Source organism: Vibrio sp. SCSIO 43137, assembly GCF_028201475.1.
In the GTDB taxonomy this organism is placed as follows: Bacteria; Pseudomonadota; Gammaproteobacteria; order Enterobacterales; family Vibrionaceae; genus Vibrio.
In genome coordinates this window covers 2,580,451-2,592,561 of record NZ_CP116383.1, presented here as the reverse complement: position 1 = coordinate 2,592,561, position 12,111 = coordinate 2,580,451, and the positions used below count along the sequence as shown (strand labels likewise).

At 44.9% G+C, this 12,111-nt stretch carries 13 protein-coding genes; 5 read left to right on the top strand and 8 right to left on the bottom strand.

All coding sequences use genetic code 11. The annotated features are described in order from the left end of the window. Positions 1-156 precede the first annotated feature (156 nt). From PK654_RS12180 to csdE, 4 genes are all read left to right on the top strand, one after another. The gene (locus tag PK654_RS12180; protein WP_271696042.1) at positions 157-576 is read left to right on the top strand and encodes a DUF2850 domain-containing protein; all 420 of its coding nucleotides are present in this window, start codon (positions 157-159) and stop codon (positions 574-576) included. A gap of 30 nt (positions 577-606) precedes the next feature. Next, positions 607-1,755: a murein transglycosylase A gene (mltA, locus tag PK654_RS12175; RefSeq protein ID WP_271696041.1), complete on the top strand. Its 1,149-nt coding sequence runs from the start codon at positions 607-609 to the stop codon at positions 1,753-1,755. Between the two features lie 109 nt (positions 1,756-1,864). Beyond that, positions 1,865-2,674, top strand: coding sequence for a tRNA cyclic N6-threonylcarbamoyladenosine(37) synthase TcdA (gene tcdA / locus PK654_RS12170; protein WP_271696040.1), 810 nt, complete (start codon positions 1,865-1,867; stop codon positions 2,672-2,674). 31 nt (positions 2,675-2,705) lie between these two features. Beyond that, on the top strand, positions 2,706-3,125 hold the full coding sequence (gene csdE, locus PK654_RS12165; protein ID WP_271696039.1) for a cysteine desulfurase sulfur acceptor subunit CsdE: 420 nt from the start codon (positions 2,706-2,708) through the stop codon (positions 3,123-3,125). Here csdE and csdA read toward each other — a convergent pair. From csdA to PK654_RS12125, 8 genes are all read right to left on the bottom strand, one after another. After that, positions 3,120-4,328, bottom strand: coding sequence for a cysteine desulfurase CsdA (gene csdA, locus PK654_RS12160; protein WP_271696038.1), 1,209 nt, complete (start codon positions 4,326-4,328; stop codon positions 3,120-3,122). The genes csdE and csdA overlap by 6 nt on opposite strands. Position 4,329: 1 nt before the next feature. Further along, positions 4,330-4,926 (bottom strand): DJ-1 family glyoxalase III, encoded by a 597-nt coding sequence (locus tag PK654_RS12155; RefSeq protein WP_271696037.1) that lies wholly within the window; start codon positions 4,924-4,926, stop codon positions 4,330-4,332. Next, the gene (gene panE, locus PK654_RS12150; RefSeq protein ID WP_271696036.1) at positions 4,923-5,816 is read right to left on the bottom strand and encodes a 2-dehydropantoate 2-reductase; all 894 of its coding nucleotides are present in this window, start codon (positions 5,814-5,816) and stop codon (positions 4,923-4,925) included. The genes PK654_RS12155 and panE overlap by 4 nt, the downstream gene beginning before the upstream one ends. Before the next feature lie 110 nt (positions 5,817-5,926). Further along, positions 5,927-6,727 (bottom strand): outer membrane protein OmpK, encoded by an 801-nt coding sequence (locus PK654_RS12145; protein WP_271696035.1) that lies wholly within the window; start codon positions 6,725-6,727, stop codon positions 5,927-5,929. A gap of 647 nt (positions 6,728-7,374) precedes the next feature. Further along, the gene (locus PK654_RS12140; RefSeq protein WP_271696034.1) at positions 7,375-8,724 is read right to left on the bottom strand and encodes an AmpG family muropeptide MFS transporter; all 1,350 of its coding nucleotides are present in this window, start codon (positions 8,722-8,724) and stop codon (positions 7,375-7,377) included. 89 nt (positions 8,725-8,813) lie between these two features. After that, a complete protein-coding gene (locus tag PK654_RS12135; RefSeq protein ID WP_271696033.1) occupies positions 8,814-9,362 on the bottom strand; it encodes a peptidylprolyl isomerase in 549 nt (182 codons plus the stop codon). Next, positions 9,362-9,934, bottom strand: coding sequence for a YajG family lipoprotein (locus PK654_RS12130; RefSeq protein WP_271696032.1), 573 nt, complete (start codon positions 9,932-9,934; stop codon positions 9,362-9,364). Before PK654_RS12130 ends, PK654_RS12135 begins: the two co-directional genes overlap by 1 nt. Positions 9,935-9,982: 48 nt before the next feature. Next, a complete protein-coding gene (locus PK654_RS12125; protein WP_271696031.1) occupies positions 9,983-11,122 on the bottom strand; it encodes a methyltransferase in 1,140 nt (379 codons plus the stop codon). Positions 11,123-11,315: 193 nt separating this feature from the next. Between PK654_RS12125 and bolA the strand changes: the two genes are divergently transcribed. After that, complete coding sequence (gene bolA / locus PK654_RS12120) at positions 11,316-11,624, top strand: transcriptional regulator BolA (RefSeq protein WP_271696030.1); 309 nt, start codon at positions 11,316-11,318, stop codon at positions 11,622-11,624. Positions 11,625-12,111: the final 487 nt, after the last annotated feature.

Here is a 12,111-nt window from a genome sequence, read left to right as displayed (position 1 = left end):
ACTCTTGGTGAATTATTATTTGCTAATAATGAATTAAAATTCAAAAGTTGGCAATAAGCAATTTCGCTTATGCACCTTGATTGCTAAATAAGATTACCTAATCGGTGTTATCTGTATTAGTATCGTTGCGCATAAAAGAAACTTGCGGGTTTGACATTGAGTAAGCAATACAGAAATACTGATTTAAAAGTGAAACGTGCTATTGTTATCGTGGTTTCACTGCTGCTGATAATGATTCTGGCTGTTGCTAGTGCATTGATTAGCCGCCAGATAGATATTCAGACCGATCACTCTGTTGTGTTTGGTACATGGGATGAGCAGAATGTGCCCGATTATGCGCGGGATAGCTTCACTGTCAGAGAAGAAGGCATCTATATTAATGAGCGAGTGGTAGATGTGGATTACTCTTTTGACGGAAGTACGCTTATGTATGAGTATCAGGATCAGAAGTATATCTATGTTATCCGTGATGAGCATAATACCGTGCTGCAAAGAGTGGCTCCGCTGCATTATGAATCAACCTTCCACTTGCGTGGAAAATATCAGCCAAAACCAGAGCCGGCTACTGATGAGTAGCCGTTGTATTTTTTAATTAGGATTGATTGCGTGTATAAAGTATTGCTTCCGGCCTTTAGCCTGATGTTTCTGTTTGGCTGTGCTCAGCCGACAGACAGGGCTCAACAGTATTATGAGCATAAGTTTGATTCCAACCTGAACAGAGTTGATAGTATAGAAACAAATAAGCCAAGGAATTTTACCGCTTTTGCACAACAGGCAGAACAGGTGGTACAGGGCTCTCCCTCTCTGGCTGCGAAATTTCAGGGTTTGTATGAACAGCTTAATGCCTGGGTATTACAGAGTGGTAAGCCGCAAGACCTAGCCAACTTCGGGGTCGAACTTGCCCAGCTTGGTGGCGGTGATAAGCAGGGAAATGTGCTGTTTACCGGCTACTTCTCTCCGGTTATAGAGCTGCGTCATCAGCCGGATGACAAGTTTAAATATCCTCTTTATGGCTTGCCTGAGTGCGAAACGAGTTGCCCGACACGTGCTGAAATCTATAACGGAGCGCTGCAGGGAGAAGGGTTGGAGCTTGGTTATGCTGCCAATATGATCGATCCATTTATTATGGAAGTTCAGGGCAGCGGTTTTGTTCACTTTGAAGATGATGACACCCTTCAGTACTTTGCTTATGCGGGAAAAAACAACCAGCCATATGTCAGCATAGGTAAAGTATTGATTGAAACCGGTGAAGTTCCCCGGGCAGAGATGTCCCTCAAAGCGATTAAAAAGTGGGTGATGGAGAACGATGAACAGACAGTACGGACTCTACTGGAGCAGAATCCATCATTCGTATTCTTTGACCCGAGAGATGATAATGCAGTAAGGGGCACTGCTGGCATTCCTCTGTTGCCATTGGCATCCGTGGCCGGCGACCGGGCATTGTTCCCTATGGGCACGCCGATTCTTGCGGAAGTGCCCCTGCTTAATGCCGATGGTTCATGGAGCGGTGCCCATCAGCTAAAACTGCTGATCGTGCTGGATACTGGTGGTGCGGTAAAAGAGAACCATCTGGATCTTTACCATGGCATGGGGCCGAGATCCGGTACAGAGGCAGGGCACTATAAACACTTTGGTAGGGTCTGGAAGCTTGGCTTACAAAACAGCCCGTCTGCCTCGCCGTGGCTGAACAGTCAGCAGCAGGCTGAAAAACAGGCTGCCGGCGAAGCAGAACAGCAGAGTAGCAGCAACCAGTAAGCTTTCCCTGCGACCATATTGACCTTTCCCCTAAGAGTGCGTATAAAACGCACTCTTATTTTATTAAGGCTTAGTCGAACTTAATAAGCCGATTCAGGGTCCGGAACTTATGCGCGAACTTACCACTCCAGCTTCAGATAGCTATGAACAACGATTTGGCGGCACCAGAAGGCTTTATGGCAATCAGGAAGTTGAGATTCTTCGTGCGGCTCATGTCTGTGTGATTGGTATAGGCGGGGTAGGTTCATGGGCAGCGGAAGCGTTAGCCAGAACCGGCATCGGTGAAATTACCTTAATTGATATGGATGATGTTTGTGTTACTAACATAAACCGTCAGATTCATGCCATGTCGGGCACCGTGGGCCAGAGCAAAATAGAGGTAATGGAGCAGCGAATAGCTCTGATTAACCCTGAGTGTAAAGTTAACTTAATTGATGACTTTATTACCCCGGACAATATCAGTGAGTATGTAACAACTGAGTTTGATTATGTACTGGATGCCATTGATAGCATTAAACCTAAAGCAGCGTTACTGGCCTACTGTAAAAGAAATAAAATAAAAGTGATTACAACCGGCGGCGCAGGCGGACAGGTAGACCCGACTCAGATTCAGGTGGCTGATCTGGCACGTACCATTCAGGATCCATTGGCGAAAAAGCTGAAAGACAATCTTCGTCGCTTTTATAACTTTAGTAAAAACCCTCAACGTAAGTTTGCTATTGAATGTGTATTCTCTACTGAACAACTGAAATACCCTCAGGCGGACGGCACTGTTTGTGCGACAAAATCGACCGCAGAAGGTCCGAAGCGAATGGATTGTGCCAGTGGTTTCGGTGCTGCAACGGTTGTTACTGCAACCTTTGGTTTTGTGGCTGTTTCCCGTATTGTCGCTAAACTAATCGAAAAACATAGCAAATAATCATTCTGTTTTACTGCCAGAGATAAAAGATATGACATTTCCTGCTTCTCCATTTGGTACCGAGATTGATGCAACCACAGTCGTTGAGACTATGCAGTCGTTAAAGGGCTGGGAAGAGAGATACCGCCAGTTAATCCAGTGGGGTAAACTACTGCCTAAAATGGATGAAAGCTTTAAGAGTGATACGGTGGCTATTTCGGGTTGCGAAAGCCAGGTCTGGCTGGTGAGTAAAGAGGTTGATGGGATCTGGCATTTTCATGCCGATTCAGATGCCCGTATTGTTCGTGGTTTGATTGCTCTGGTTCTGGCTGCCTACGAAGGGAAAACCCGTCAGCAGATAAGCGACTTTGATATTGATGATTATTTCGCTAAAACCGGATTGATTGCGCATCTTAGCCCGTCCAGAGGTAACGGGCTAAGGGCCATCGTGGAGACGATTAGGCAGCTATAAAATATCCATGGCCTTTTCTACCGCCTGTACCAGCTTATCTACATCTTGCATCGTGTTATAAATCGCGAAAGAGACACGGACGGTGCCTTTGATATTCAGGGCATCCATAAAAGGGTGCGCGCAGTGGTGGCCTGAGCGAACCGCGATATTCTGCTGATTAAGCAGAGTGTCGATATCCTGATGGTGTACGCCATCGATTACAAAGCTGAGAACGGAACTGTCCTTTTGAAAGCCGATAATCTTAACATCTTCAATGGCGGATAACTTATCGAAGGCATACTGCTGCATGCTATGAATATGGCTTTCTACTTCCTTCTGATCGAACTGAGATAGCCAGTTAATGGCTGATTCAAGGGCGATAGCGCCGGCGATATTCGGTGTACCCGCTTCAAACTTACCCGGTAACTGAGAAAAAGTGGTTTCAGCAAAGGAAACCCGTTCAACCATTTTGCCACCACCGTGCCACGGAGGCATTTTCTCCAGCAGCTCTTCCTTACCGTATAGAACACCGATTCCGGTGGGAGCGTAGATCTTGTGTCCTGAGAAAAGATAGAAATCAGCGTCCAGTTCGGCCACATTTACCGCTTCATGCACAATACCTTGTGCGCCATCAATAACCGTTATGGCGCCGACTGCCTTGGCCTGCTGAATCATCTGCTCTATCGGGTTGCGTGTAGCGGTAACATTGCTGATATGAGCAACAGCAACTATTTTACATTTGTTACTGAGTAGTGTTGAGAATGCCTGCATATCGAGCGTACAGTCTGCAAGCATGGGGATTTTTACTACCTTTGCGCCGGTCTGCTCAGCCACAATCTGCCACGGAACAATATTGGCGTGATGCTCCATTTCGCTCACCAGAATTTCATCTCCCGGCTGAAGGGCATTGCGGGCATAGGTCTGAGCAATCAGGTTAACGGCTTCTGTCGCTCCTCTGGTCCAGATGATTTCCTTACTGTCACTGGCTCCGATAAACCTGCGAACCGTTTCGCGGGCAGATTCAAACTGTGACGTTGCCTGAGCGGTCAGGGAGTGACTACCGCGATGAACATTCGCGTTGTGACTGCGGTAGTAGTTTTGAATGGTATTAATAACCGCTTCTGGCTTCTGGGTGGTTGCCGCACTATCCAGATAGACAAGCTGCCCGGTTGCCTGACTTGATAATGCCGGAAATTGTGCACGAACTGAGTTTATATCCAGCATACTAGTTTCCAAGAATATGATAGTGAAGCGTCGGCAGTGTCACCATAGGTTCCGCTATTGACCATGCGTGCGCTTTTCCGGAGAGCAGAATAACAATCTCCATAGCAAACTCCAGAGCGGTAGCCGGTCCCTGACTGGTGACCAGCTTATGAGTGACATCAATGGTTACCCGCTTAGGGCGCCAGTTGTTTTCAGCAATAGTACTCTGAAATGAGGGGTGGCAGGTCATTAACGCATCAGGGTAAAGGTTATGTGACTGCAAAACCAGAGCAGGTGCAGCGCAAATCGCGGCGACCCAGCGGCCATCATATTTTTGCTGTTTTATCATTTCAGTCAGCAGGGTACTGTCGCGGAAATTTTCCGCACCCTGAACACCACCAGGAAGGGCTATAACATCGAACTCCTCATCTGCCACATCAACCAGTTTGCAGTCTGCCGTCAGTGTTACTCCTCTGGAGGCCTTCACCGATAAGGCTCCGTTAAAATCTACGCTGGCAACGGTCACCTTGTATCCTGCCCGGACAAAAATATCGATCATGGTGATCGCTTCCATCTCTTCTGTTCCCGGAGCGATAGGGACTAAAATATTGTGGTTCATAAGTTATCCTGATGGTTTTCCAGTTGCCTGATTTTTTTGTACAGGGTTGAGTTTGCCGGTACGGCTATTTGGTGCTGTTCTGCTTTTCTGCACAGGTAGCCGGTTATATAGTCTATCTCTGATGGTCGCTGATAATAGATATCCTGATGCATTGAAGAGAAGTTCTCTGCGGTGGCATTAATCACATCCATTACTTTATTGAACAGAATTGAGAACTCAACATCAATCTGTTCGGCCTGCATAACCTGAGTGACCTCTTCTATTATCTGAATAAGCTCTGCTTTATAGCTGTCAGAGGCCAGCTCACCATTTTTACACTGATAAAGTGCTGTCAGAGGGTTAATCGCACAGTTAACTGCCAGCTTGTTCCACAACACCTTATTAATATCCTTGTCCCACTGTACTTCAGGTAAGGCACTGTTGAGCACATCGGCTAAAAACTGGCACTGTTTCCCTTTGCTGTTATAACCGCCGAGCAAGGTTATCCCTTCACCGGTATGCAGTACTTTTTCAGGGCTCTGTTTCAGTGCGCCATGAGTGGTTGTGGCCAGAACCACAGGGTGAGCAGATAGGCGGGAATAAACTTCGTCTATGCTACCCATTCCGTTATGCATAAATAGCAAAATGGTGTCAGGGTGAAGCTTATCTGCGATGGAGTCTATAGCCGTTTTTACCTGACCTGCTTTGACGGTTACCAGCACAAGGTCGGTTTCAGCCAGGAAACTGGTGCGGTTTGCCTGGAACGACACGGCCGGAGCGTTATCGACTGAGCGTAACAGAACTTGTTCGTCTTGGCTGCGAGTCTGCAGTTCTATATGGTGTCCGGCCTGCTTTAAATAAAATGCCCATAGAGTACCTATTGCTCCGGCACCCAGCACAGTAATATTCAAGTTGAACATCTCCATTTGAGTTTGCACAAAGCATAGCGATCAGTAAACGGATTGCAATAAAAAAGGCGCATTGAGCGCCTTTTTAAAGTGGATTATTTTTTAAGCTTTACTTAGAAAGCGTACTGCAGACGGTAGATTACGATATCCTGGTAATCTCTGCGGCCCAATTTGTTTACTGTGTAACGGTAAAGAACACCAGTAGACCAGTTTTCGTGGAAGTTCCACATTGCGTTTACACTACCGTTAAGACCCCAGCTCTCGCTGCCTTTGCCGTTTGCAAACTCAGTGCTTTGTACGTCTGAGTATCTCTTATTGCGAGCAAATTCTAGCTCACCCCAAGTAGAGAAAGTAAACTTCTCGCCACCAATTTCTGTGTTGTAGTAACCAACCCAGCCAGCCATACCGCCGTTGTTACCAGTGATTGCAGGGTTAGCGTCGCTGCCTTCAGTGTTAATGTGATGAACACCTAAGAAAGTAGATACTCCCCAGCCGTCACCTTTAAGACCAGTGTAGCCCAGACCGATTACACGGTTCTGCTCGTGCAGTGTAGGACCTTTATCTTTATCTGTATTGTAAACCTGAGCGTATAGAGTTACGCCTGAGTCAGTCAGGTTATAGTGGATAGTACCTTTCGCTGAAGCACCACGGTTGTCGCCACCACGGTCAACACCTTCGTAGTCGTAGAAGCCGTAGATTTGACCCCAGTCAAATACAGCACCGCCATCGATACCGATTACTGCCTGGTTGCGATCGTCGATTTCCTGACCAAAGTTAGATTTGTCGTTACCAATACCGTGGTTCCACATTTGGTAATCAACATACATGTTACCAAAACCGAATAGATATTCTGCTTGTGCAGGAACAGCAGCAGCCGCTGCCATTACGCCAAGAGCAATGATTGATTTGCGCATAAGGGGATACTCTTCAAAAATTGTTAAATTAAGTAGCCAGTTCCATGGGCTGCTTATATGTCCGTAGGTGGCGAATAATAGCGGTAAAAGTTCAAATGAAAAGTGAGATCCAGTGCAAAAATGGAAATAATTTGTGATGAGGTTCAAGTAAATAAGATCTGTTGGGGAACTAAATTAGTTTACCGTTTGCGTTACATTTGTTTTGCATTGATAGCGTGAGGTGGATCTTATTATTCATTGCATATATTACACGGAAAATATTACTAACAGGTGTGTTAGTTGGCAGTATTAGTTTTAACTAATCTAAATTAGAGCTTTTAAACTAAAGGCTTGTAGGGATATTTTTAGTGTAGTGTCTGAATATTTATACTTATGTTACCTGTAACTGTTGTTTTTGCGTTTGCAAATGCAGCAATTGATATTGTGATATTGGTAGAGTTTAGTTTGTTTTTACCATGTCATCAAAGTGATACGTAAATAATAAAATTGAACAATAAATAATCCTTTGGATATTTTTATCAGTTATTGTTGAAAGGTTCAGTGTGAAACAACGAAAGCCGTTTAAGTATGGATATAAAAAAGCGAACGAGTTTAAAGTCGTTCGCTTAGATATGATTTGATGATTGTAAGTCTGGACTATTTAAAGATTAGCCCTGATGATTTTTTGCTTTTTCCAGTAAATCAGCAAAGTAATGACGCAGTGAGTAAAGCATTATCAGGCTTGGAATCACCATTACCGCGGTCAGAATAAAGAATAATGACCAGTCATTAAGGTAGTCTGCCAGTTCGCCACTAAAAGAGGCTAGCGTGGTTCGGCCAAAGTTACCAAGGGAAGCTAGCAGGGCGTACTGTGTTGCAGAGAAAGCCTGTCCTGTTAACACTGTCAGGAAGGAGACAAAGGCAACCGTAGAGAATGCGGTGGTAAAGTTATCGACAATAATCGTAGCAAGGAACAGGTTTTCACTTGGTCCGGCTGAGGCGATCCAGGCAAACATCAGGTTACTGGAGGCCATAGCGATACCGCCTATCATAAGCCCCCGTACAATACCGAACTTGACATTGAACATACTGCCGACCAAGGTAAAGAAGATGGTGACCCACCAGCCGATAAGCTTAGAGTAATGGCCTATCTGCTCATTACTAAAGCCGACCTCTTTGTAAAAGGTAATCGACATTCTGCCAAGGAAGGCTTCACCAATTTTAAACAGGAATACAAATAGCAGCAGGGTAACCGCAACCTGAACACCGTTTCGTCTGAAGAAGTCGAGGAATGGTTCTACTACCGTTACACTAAGCCACGCCACCAGTTTTGAGCCGACCACCTTATTATGTCGCTCTTCTGCCATATGTTGCAGTTCATCTCTGTTGGTTTGTGGCTCGCCTACCAGCAGGGTAAATAGCATAAGCACGCCGACAATCATCGCCATACCGTAGTAAACGCCATTCCAGCCGATGCTGTCCGCGTTGATAAAGGCGAGATACCCCGGAAGTGAGTAACCTGTCCACCAGCCTATTACCGCCATAGCAGAAGCCTGCGGCAGTTTACTGGAATCAGATTTAGGGAAGGTATCGATACGGAAGGCATCTATAGCGATATCCTGCGTGGCAGAAGCGATAGCAATCCCCAGTGCCAGCATTGAGGTAAACATCAGATCATTTGCAGGGTTAACACCGGCAATAAATAGAGTGGCGACCAGGATCAGTGACTGACACAAAAATATCCAGCTTCTGCGTTGTCCGAGAAGCGCGGTTAGCAGCGGAAGCCTCACCCGGTCAACCAGAGGGGCCCAGAGAAAGTTAATAGCATAGACGGCAAATACTGAGCCGAAGTAACCAATAGCAGCGCGGGTCAGTCCTGCATCTTTCAGCCAGCCGGACATATTTGAGCCAATGAGTACCCATGGAAAGCCGCTTGAGCAACCCAGCATAAAGACCCAAAGTAGTTTTTTATCCAGATAACTTTTTACTGTTTCCAGCCAGGTGATTTGTTGTGTCATTTAACTATCCCTGTTTTTATAGTCCGGTAATAATAAAGCCCGGTAACAAAAAGAGCCGAATAAATCGGCTCTCTATTTTAAGATTGAGTTTACTTTTTAACGGTAACTTTGTTGATTACAATAGCAGTAGCCGGAACATCATGGTAACGGCCTAGTGACTTAGTCGGCTGTTTGGCCATCTTCTGTACATTCTCAAACCCTTCAGTTACTTTACCGAAAACAGCGTACCCCGGATTTGCTGACTCTTTATAATCAAGAAAATCGTTGTCGTTATAGTTAATAAAGAACTGACGGGTTGCAGAGTCAGGATCAGACGTTCTTGCCATCGCAATAGTGGCCACTCTGTTTTTTAATCCGTTGCTGGCCTCGTTTTTAATCGGTTTATTCGCAGCGACTTTTTTCATATCTGTATCAAAGCCGCCACCCTGAGCCATAAAGCCGGGGATAACGCGATGGAAAATAGTGCCTTCATAGCTGCCGTCTTCTACATAGCTAAGGAAGTTTTTAGTGGTAACAGGCGCTTTTTCTGAATCCAGCTCTATAGTGAAGTTCCCCATAGACGTTTCAAAAATGACCGATGGTGCAGCCATTACAGAGGCACTAAACAGACAAGCCAGTGAGATAAGTAGTTTCTTCATCAGAAGCGTTCCTTCATATAGTTGTTAAGCTCAGGGTCGTTGGCAATCTCTTTGAGAACCAGACTAGTAATATCGTTCAGTACTTCTTCAATCTGAGCATCTGAAGCGCTGAAGGTGCCCGATTTGCTTGCGCTACCGTTATAGGTTTTTACCAGTTTACCGGCAGGGGTTTCAGCCGTTAGCTGAAGAGTAACCTTGGCTTCCATCTCGTTAGACATAACGCTGTGTCTTACATTGATCAGCAGCTCACGAATTTCAAGAGCAAGGGTGTTCGGGCTGTTTACAGAGATTCTGTATCCCTGAGCATTCAGTTGGTCGTTCAGGGCAGATTCCAGCGTTATGCGTACATTTTGCTTAGCATGAATCGGTAGGATATTGTTACGGCCGCTATCTACCAGAGCTACATACTGGGCAGAACGGGCATCCCTACTATCCAGACTTAGTGTCAGGTTATCAACGACTCTGTTCTGACTGGTGGTTATCTGAGGCATGAAGTTTACCTGAGGCTCTTGCGGAGATGAGGAGCAGGCAGCAAGCAGCACAACAGAGGCTGCTAGTATCAGTTTTTTCATGATTCATTTCCTTTTTATATTCACGCCTTTAAGCTGGCAGGCTGTCAGTTATTTAGTTGCTTGTAAAATAACAAATTTACGATTTGAAGCAATCAGTTTTACTTGCTGCTTTCCAAACAGTCGGCTGAGCTTATTATCGTAGCTCAGGTGGCGGTTACCGATAACCAATAATTGTCCGTTGTTGTTGAGAACATGCTTGGCATCACAGAACATTTGCCACGCTATATGGTCAGTAATGGCATTTTGCTGATGAAACGGAGGATTACACAGAACAAGGTCTGCGCTCTCTGCTGCAAAACCGTCCAGACAGTTGTTAGCAACAAAGCTGGAGTTGTGCTCTTCACCCAGTGCTGCCTGAAGGTTCAGTTTGGCAGACTCAACTGCCATAAAACTCTCATCCACACAGGTAATTTTAGCCTGAGGATTTTGTTGTGCTGCTTTCACTGACAGCACACCGTTGCCACAACCAAGATCAATAATATGTTTGTACCTATCATTTGACGGAATATGGTTAAGCATAAACCGAGCACCGAGATCCAGACTTTCTCCGGAATAGACATTAGGGTAGTTCTTAAGGTGATAGTTTTCGCCATCTACCTGCCACTCGGTCACTGGATTAATCATTGCTCCGGCCTTGCTATCAGCTTTGGAAAAAACCAGCCTGTGCTTCTTTTTTGCCAGTGAGGTTTGAGTTGTCCCCAGGTGTTTTTCGAAAAGTTTCAGGGTAGAGCTATGAATATCCTTAGCCTTATTTACAGCAATGACCGGACAGTTGCTATCTAAGCGGGCTCTTAACTGGCTTAGCTGCCATGTAAGTAAGCGGTTACTTTTTGGTAGCTTAAACAGCACTAAATCGATTTTTTCTGGTAAATCATCCAGTGCGTTTAACTGAGTGATTGCGTTACACTGGTTCAGTTTCAGGTTGTCAGCCGTACCCTGACAAGCAAGAAAAGAGTCGCTGACCATGGTGACATTATGTTTGGCGGAAAACCAGCAAGAGAGAGCACCGAACTGATCGTTAAGGATAACGATATTTTTGCCTTCTGCGAGTTGTAATTCTTCCACATGGCTAATCAGATACTCATCTCCGGCGTCCCATGCCTGTAATAGATCATTTGCCCGCTTTGGATAGCGGTAGAGGGTCAGGCTTCGTTGCTGAAAGAGTAGTTCTGTTTTTACTTCGCTCATATTCTTACTGTGTTCGGTTTTCTTCTGGTTGTGTATTGTCGCAAAAGCGGGGATGACAAGGAACTAAAACATACAGAGAAGTTTTGTGATAGTTGCGATAGTATTTACTCACAATTAGGTATTAAGGTTGCTTAGATTGATGCGTATTATTATCGCCGTCTAAACTGGCCTAGTTAGCTTCAGAGACAGGAATATGTTGCAAGAACAGATTGAAACCAAGCTTCACAATACGTTTTCTCCCATTCATTTACAGGTAGTAAATGAAAGTTATATGCACAACGTACCGGCCGGTTCAGAAAGTCATTTTAAAGTCGTTGTTGTTAGCGACGACTTTGAGGGTGACAGGTTGATAGGGCGGCACAGAAAGGTGAATCAGGCACTGGCACAAGAGTTAGCAGGTCAGATTCACGCTTTATCCATACATACGTATACACAGGCTGAATGGCAGGAACAAAATGGTTTGATTCCTAAAACGCCGGATTGTATGGGTGGTGGTAAGTAACTCTCCCCGCTGACCTTGTCCTTTCCCGAAATTTGTACTGCTGAGCAAAATAGAAGCGGAAATATTTCAGACTATGACAAAACAGTCTGCTAACAAAAGTCAGATTCCGCTTCAATGTAAAAATGATCACTATTATTAACATTAATGCAAGATAATCGATTTGCAGATAAGTTAAAATAATACGATTTTTAACAATTGTGCTTAAGTTAAAATTAAGTTGGTTCTAGATCTCATTCTTGCTTTTTTTAGCCCGAAAAAGAGTGATTCTAGGCAGAAATGGTATGCCCTAGGCAGAATTGGTATTGGCGCGAATGCGACAAAAAGTGCTAAACTACCGAACCTGAAAATTCCTCGCATTTAACCATGTGAAGAATAAATTAATAGAATGTTGCGATTTCGGCGATTTTTTGCGCGCCGGAACCGGACACAATTCATGTCGTGTCTAAATGTTACGCAATTAAAGAATCTTTTTTCCGATAAAAATAGT

Coding starts and splice junctions, on each gene's coding strand:
- tcdA (WP_271696040.1), top strand. CDS start 1,865: ATGCGCGAACTTACCACTCCAGCTTCAGATAGCTATGAACAACGATTT.
- csdE (WP_271696039.1), top strand. CDS start 2,706: ATGACATTTCCTGCTTCTCCATTTGGTACCGAGATTGATGCAACCACA.
- csdA (WP_271696038.1), bottom strand. CDS start 4,328: ATGCTGGATATAAACTCAGTTCGTGCACAATTTCCGGCATTATCAAGT.
- PK654_RS12155 (WP_271696037.1), bottom strand. CDS start 4,926: ATGAACCACAATATTTTAGTCCCTATCGCTCCGGGAACAGAAGAGATG.
- PK654_RS12145 (WP_271696035.1), bottom strand. CDS start 6,727: ATGCGCAAATCAATCATTGCTCTTGGCGTAATGGCAGCGGCTGCTGCT.
- PK654_RS12140 (WP_271696034.1), bottom strand. CDS start 8,724: ATGACACAACAAATCACCTGGCTGGAAACAGTAAAAAGTTATCTGGAT.
- PK654_RS12135 (WP_271696033.1), bottom strand. CDS start 9,362: ATGAAGAAACTACTTATCTCACTGGCTTGTCTGTTTAGTGCCTCTGTA.
- PK654_RS12130 (WP_271696032.1), bottom strand. CDS start 9,934: ATGAAAAAACTGATACTAGCAGCCTCTGTTGTGCTGCTTGCTGCCTGC.
- PK654_RS12125 (WP_271696031.1), bottom strand. CDS start 11,122: ATGAGCGAAGTAAAAACAGAACTACTCTTTCAGCAACGAAGCCTGACC.
- bolA (WP_271696030.1), top strand. CDS start 11,316: ATGTTGCAAGAACAGATTGAAACCAAGCTTCACAATACGTTTTCTCCC.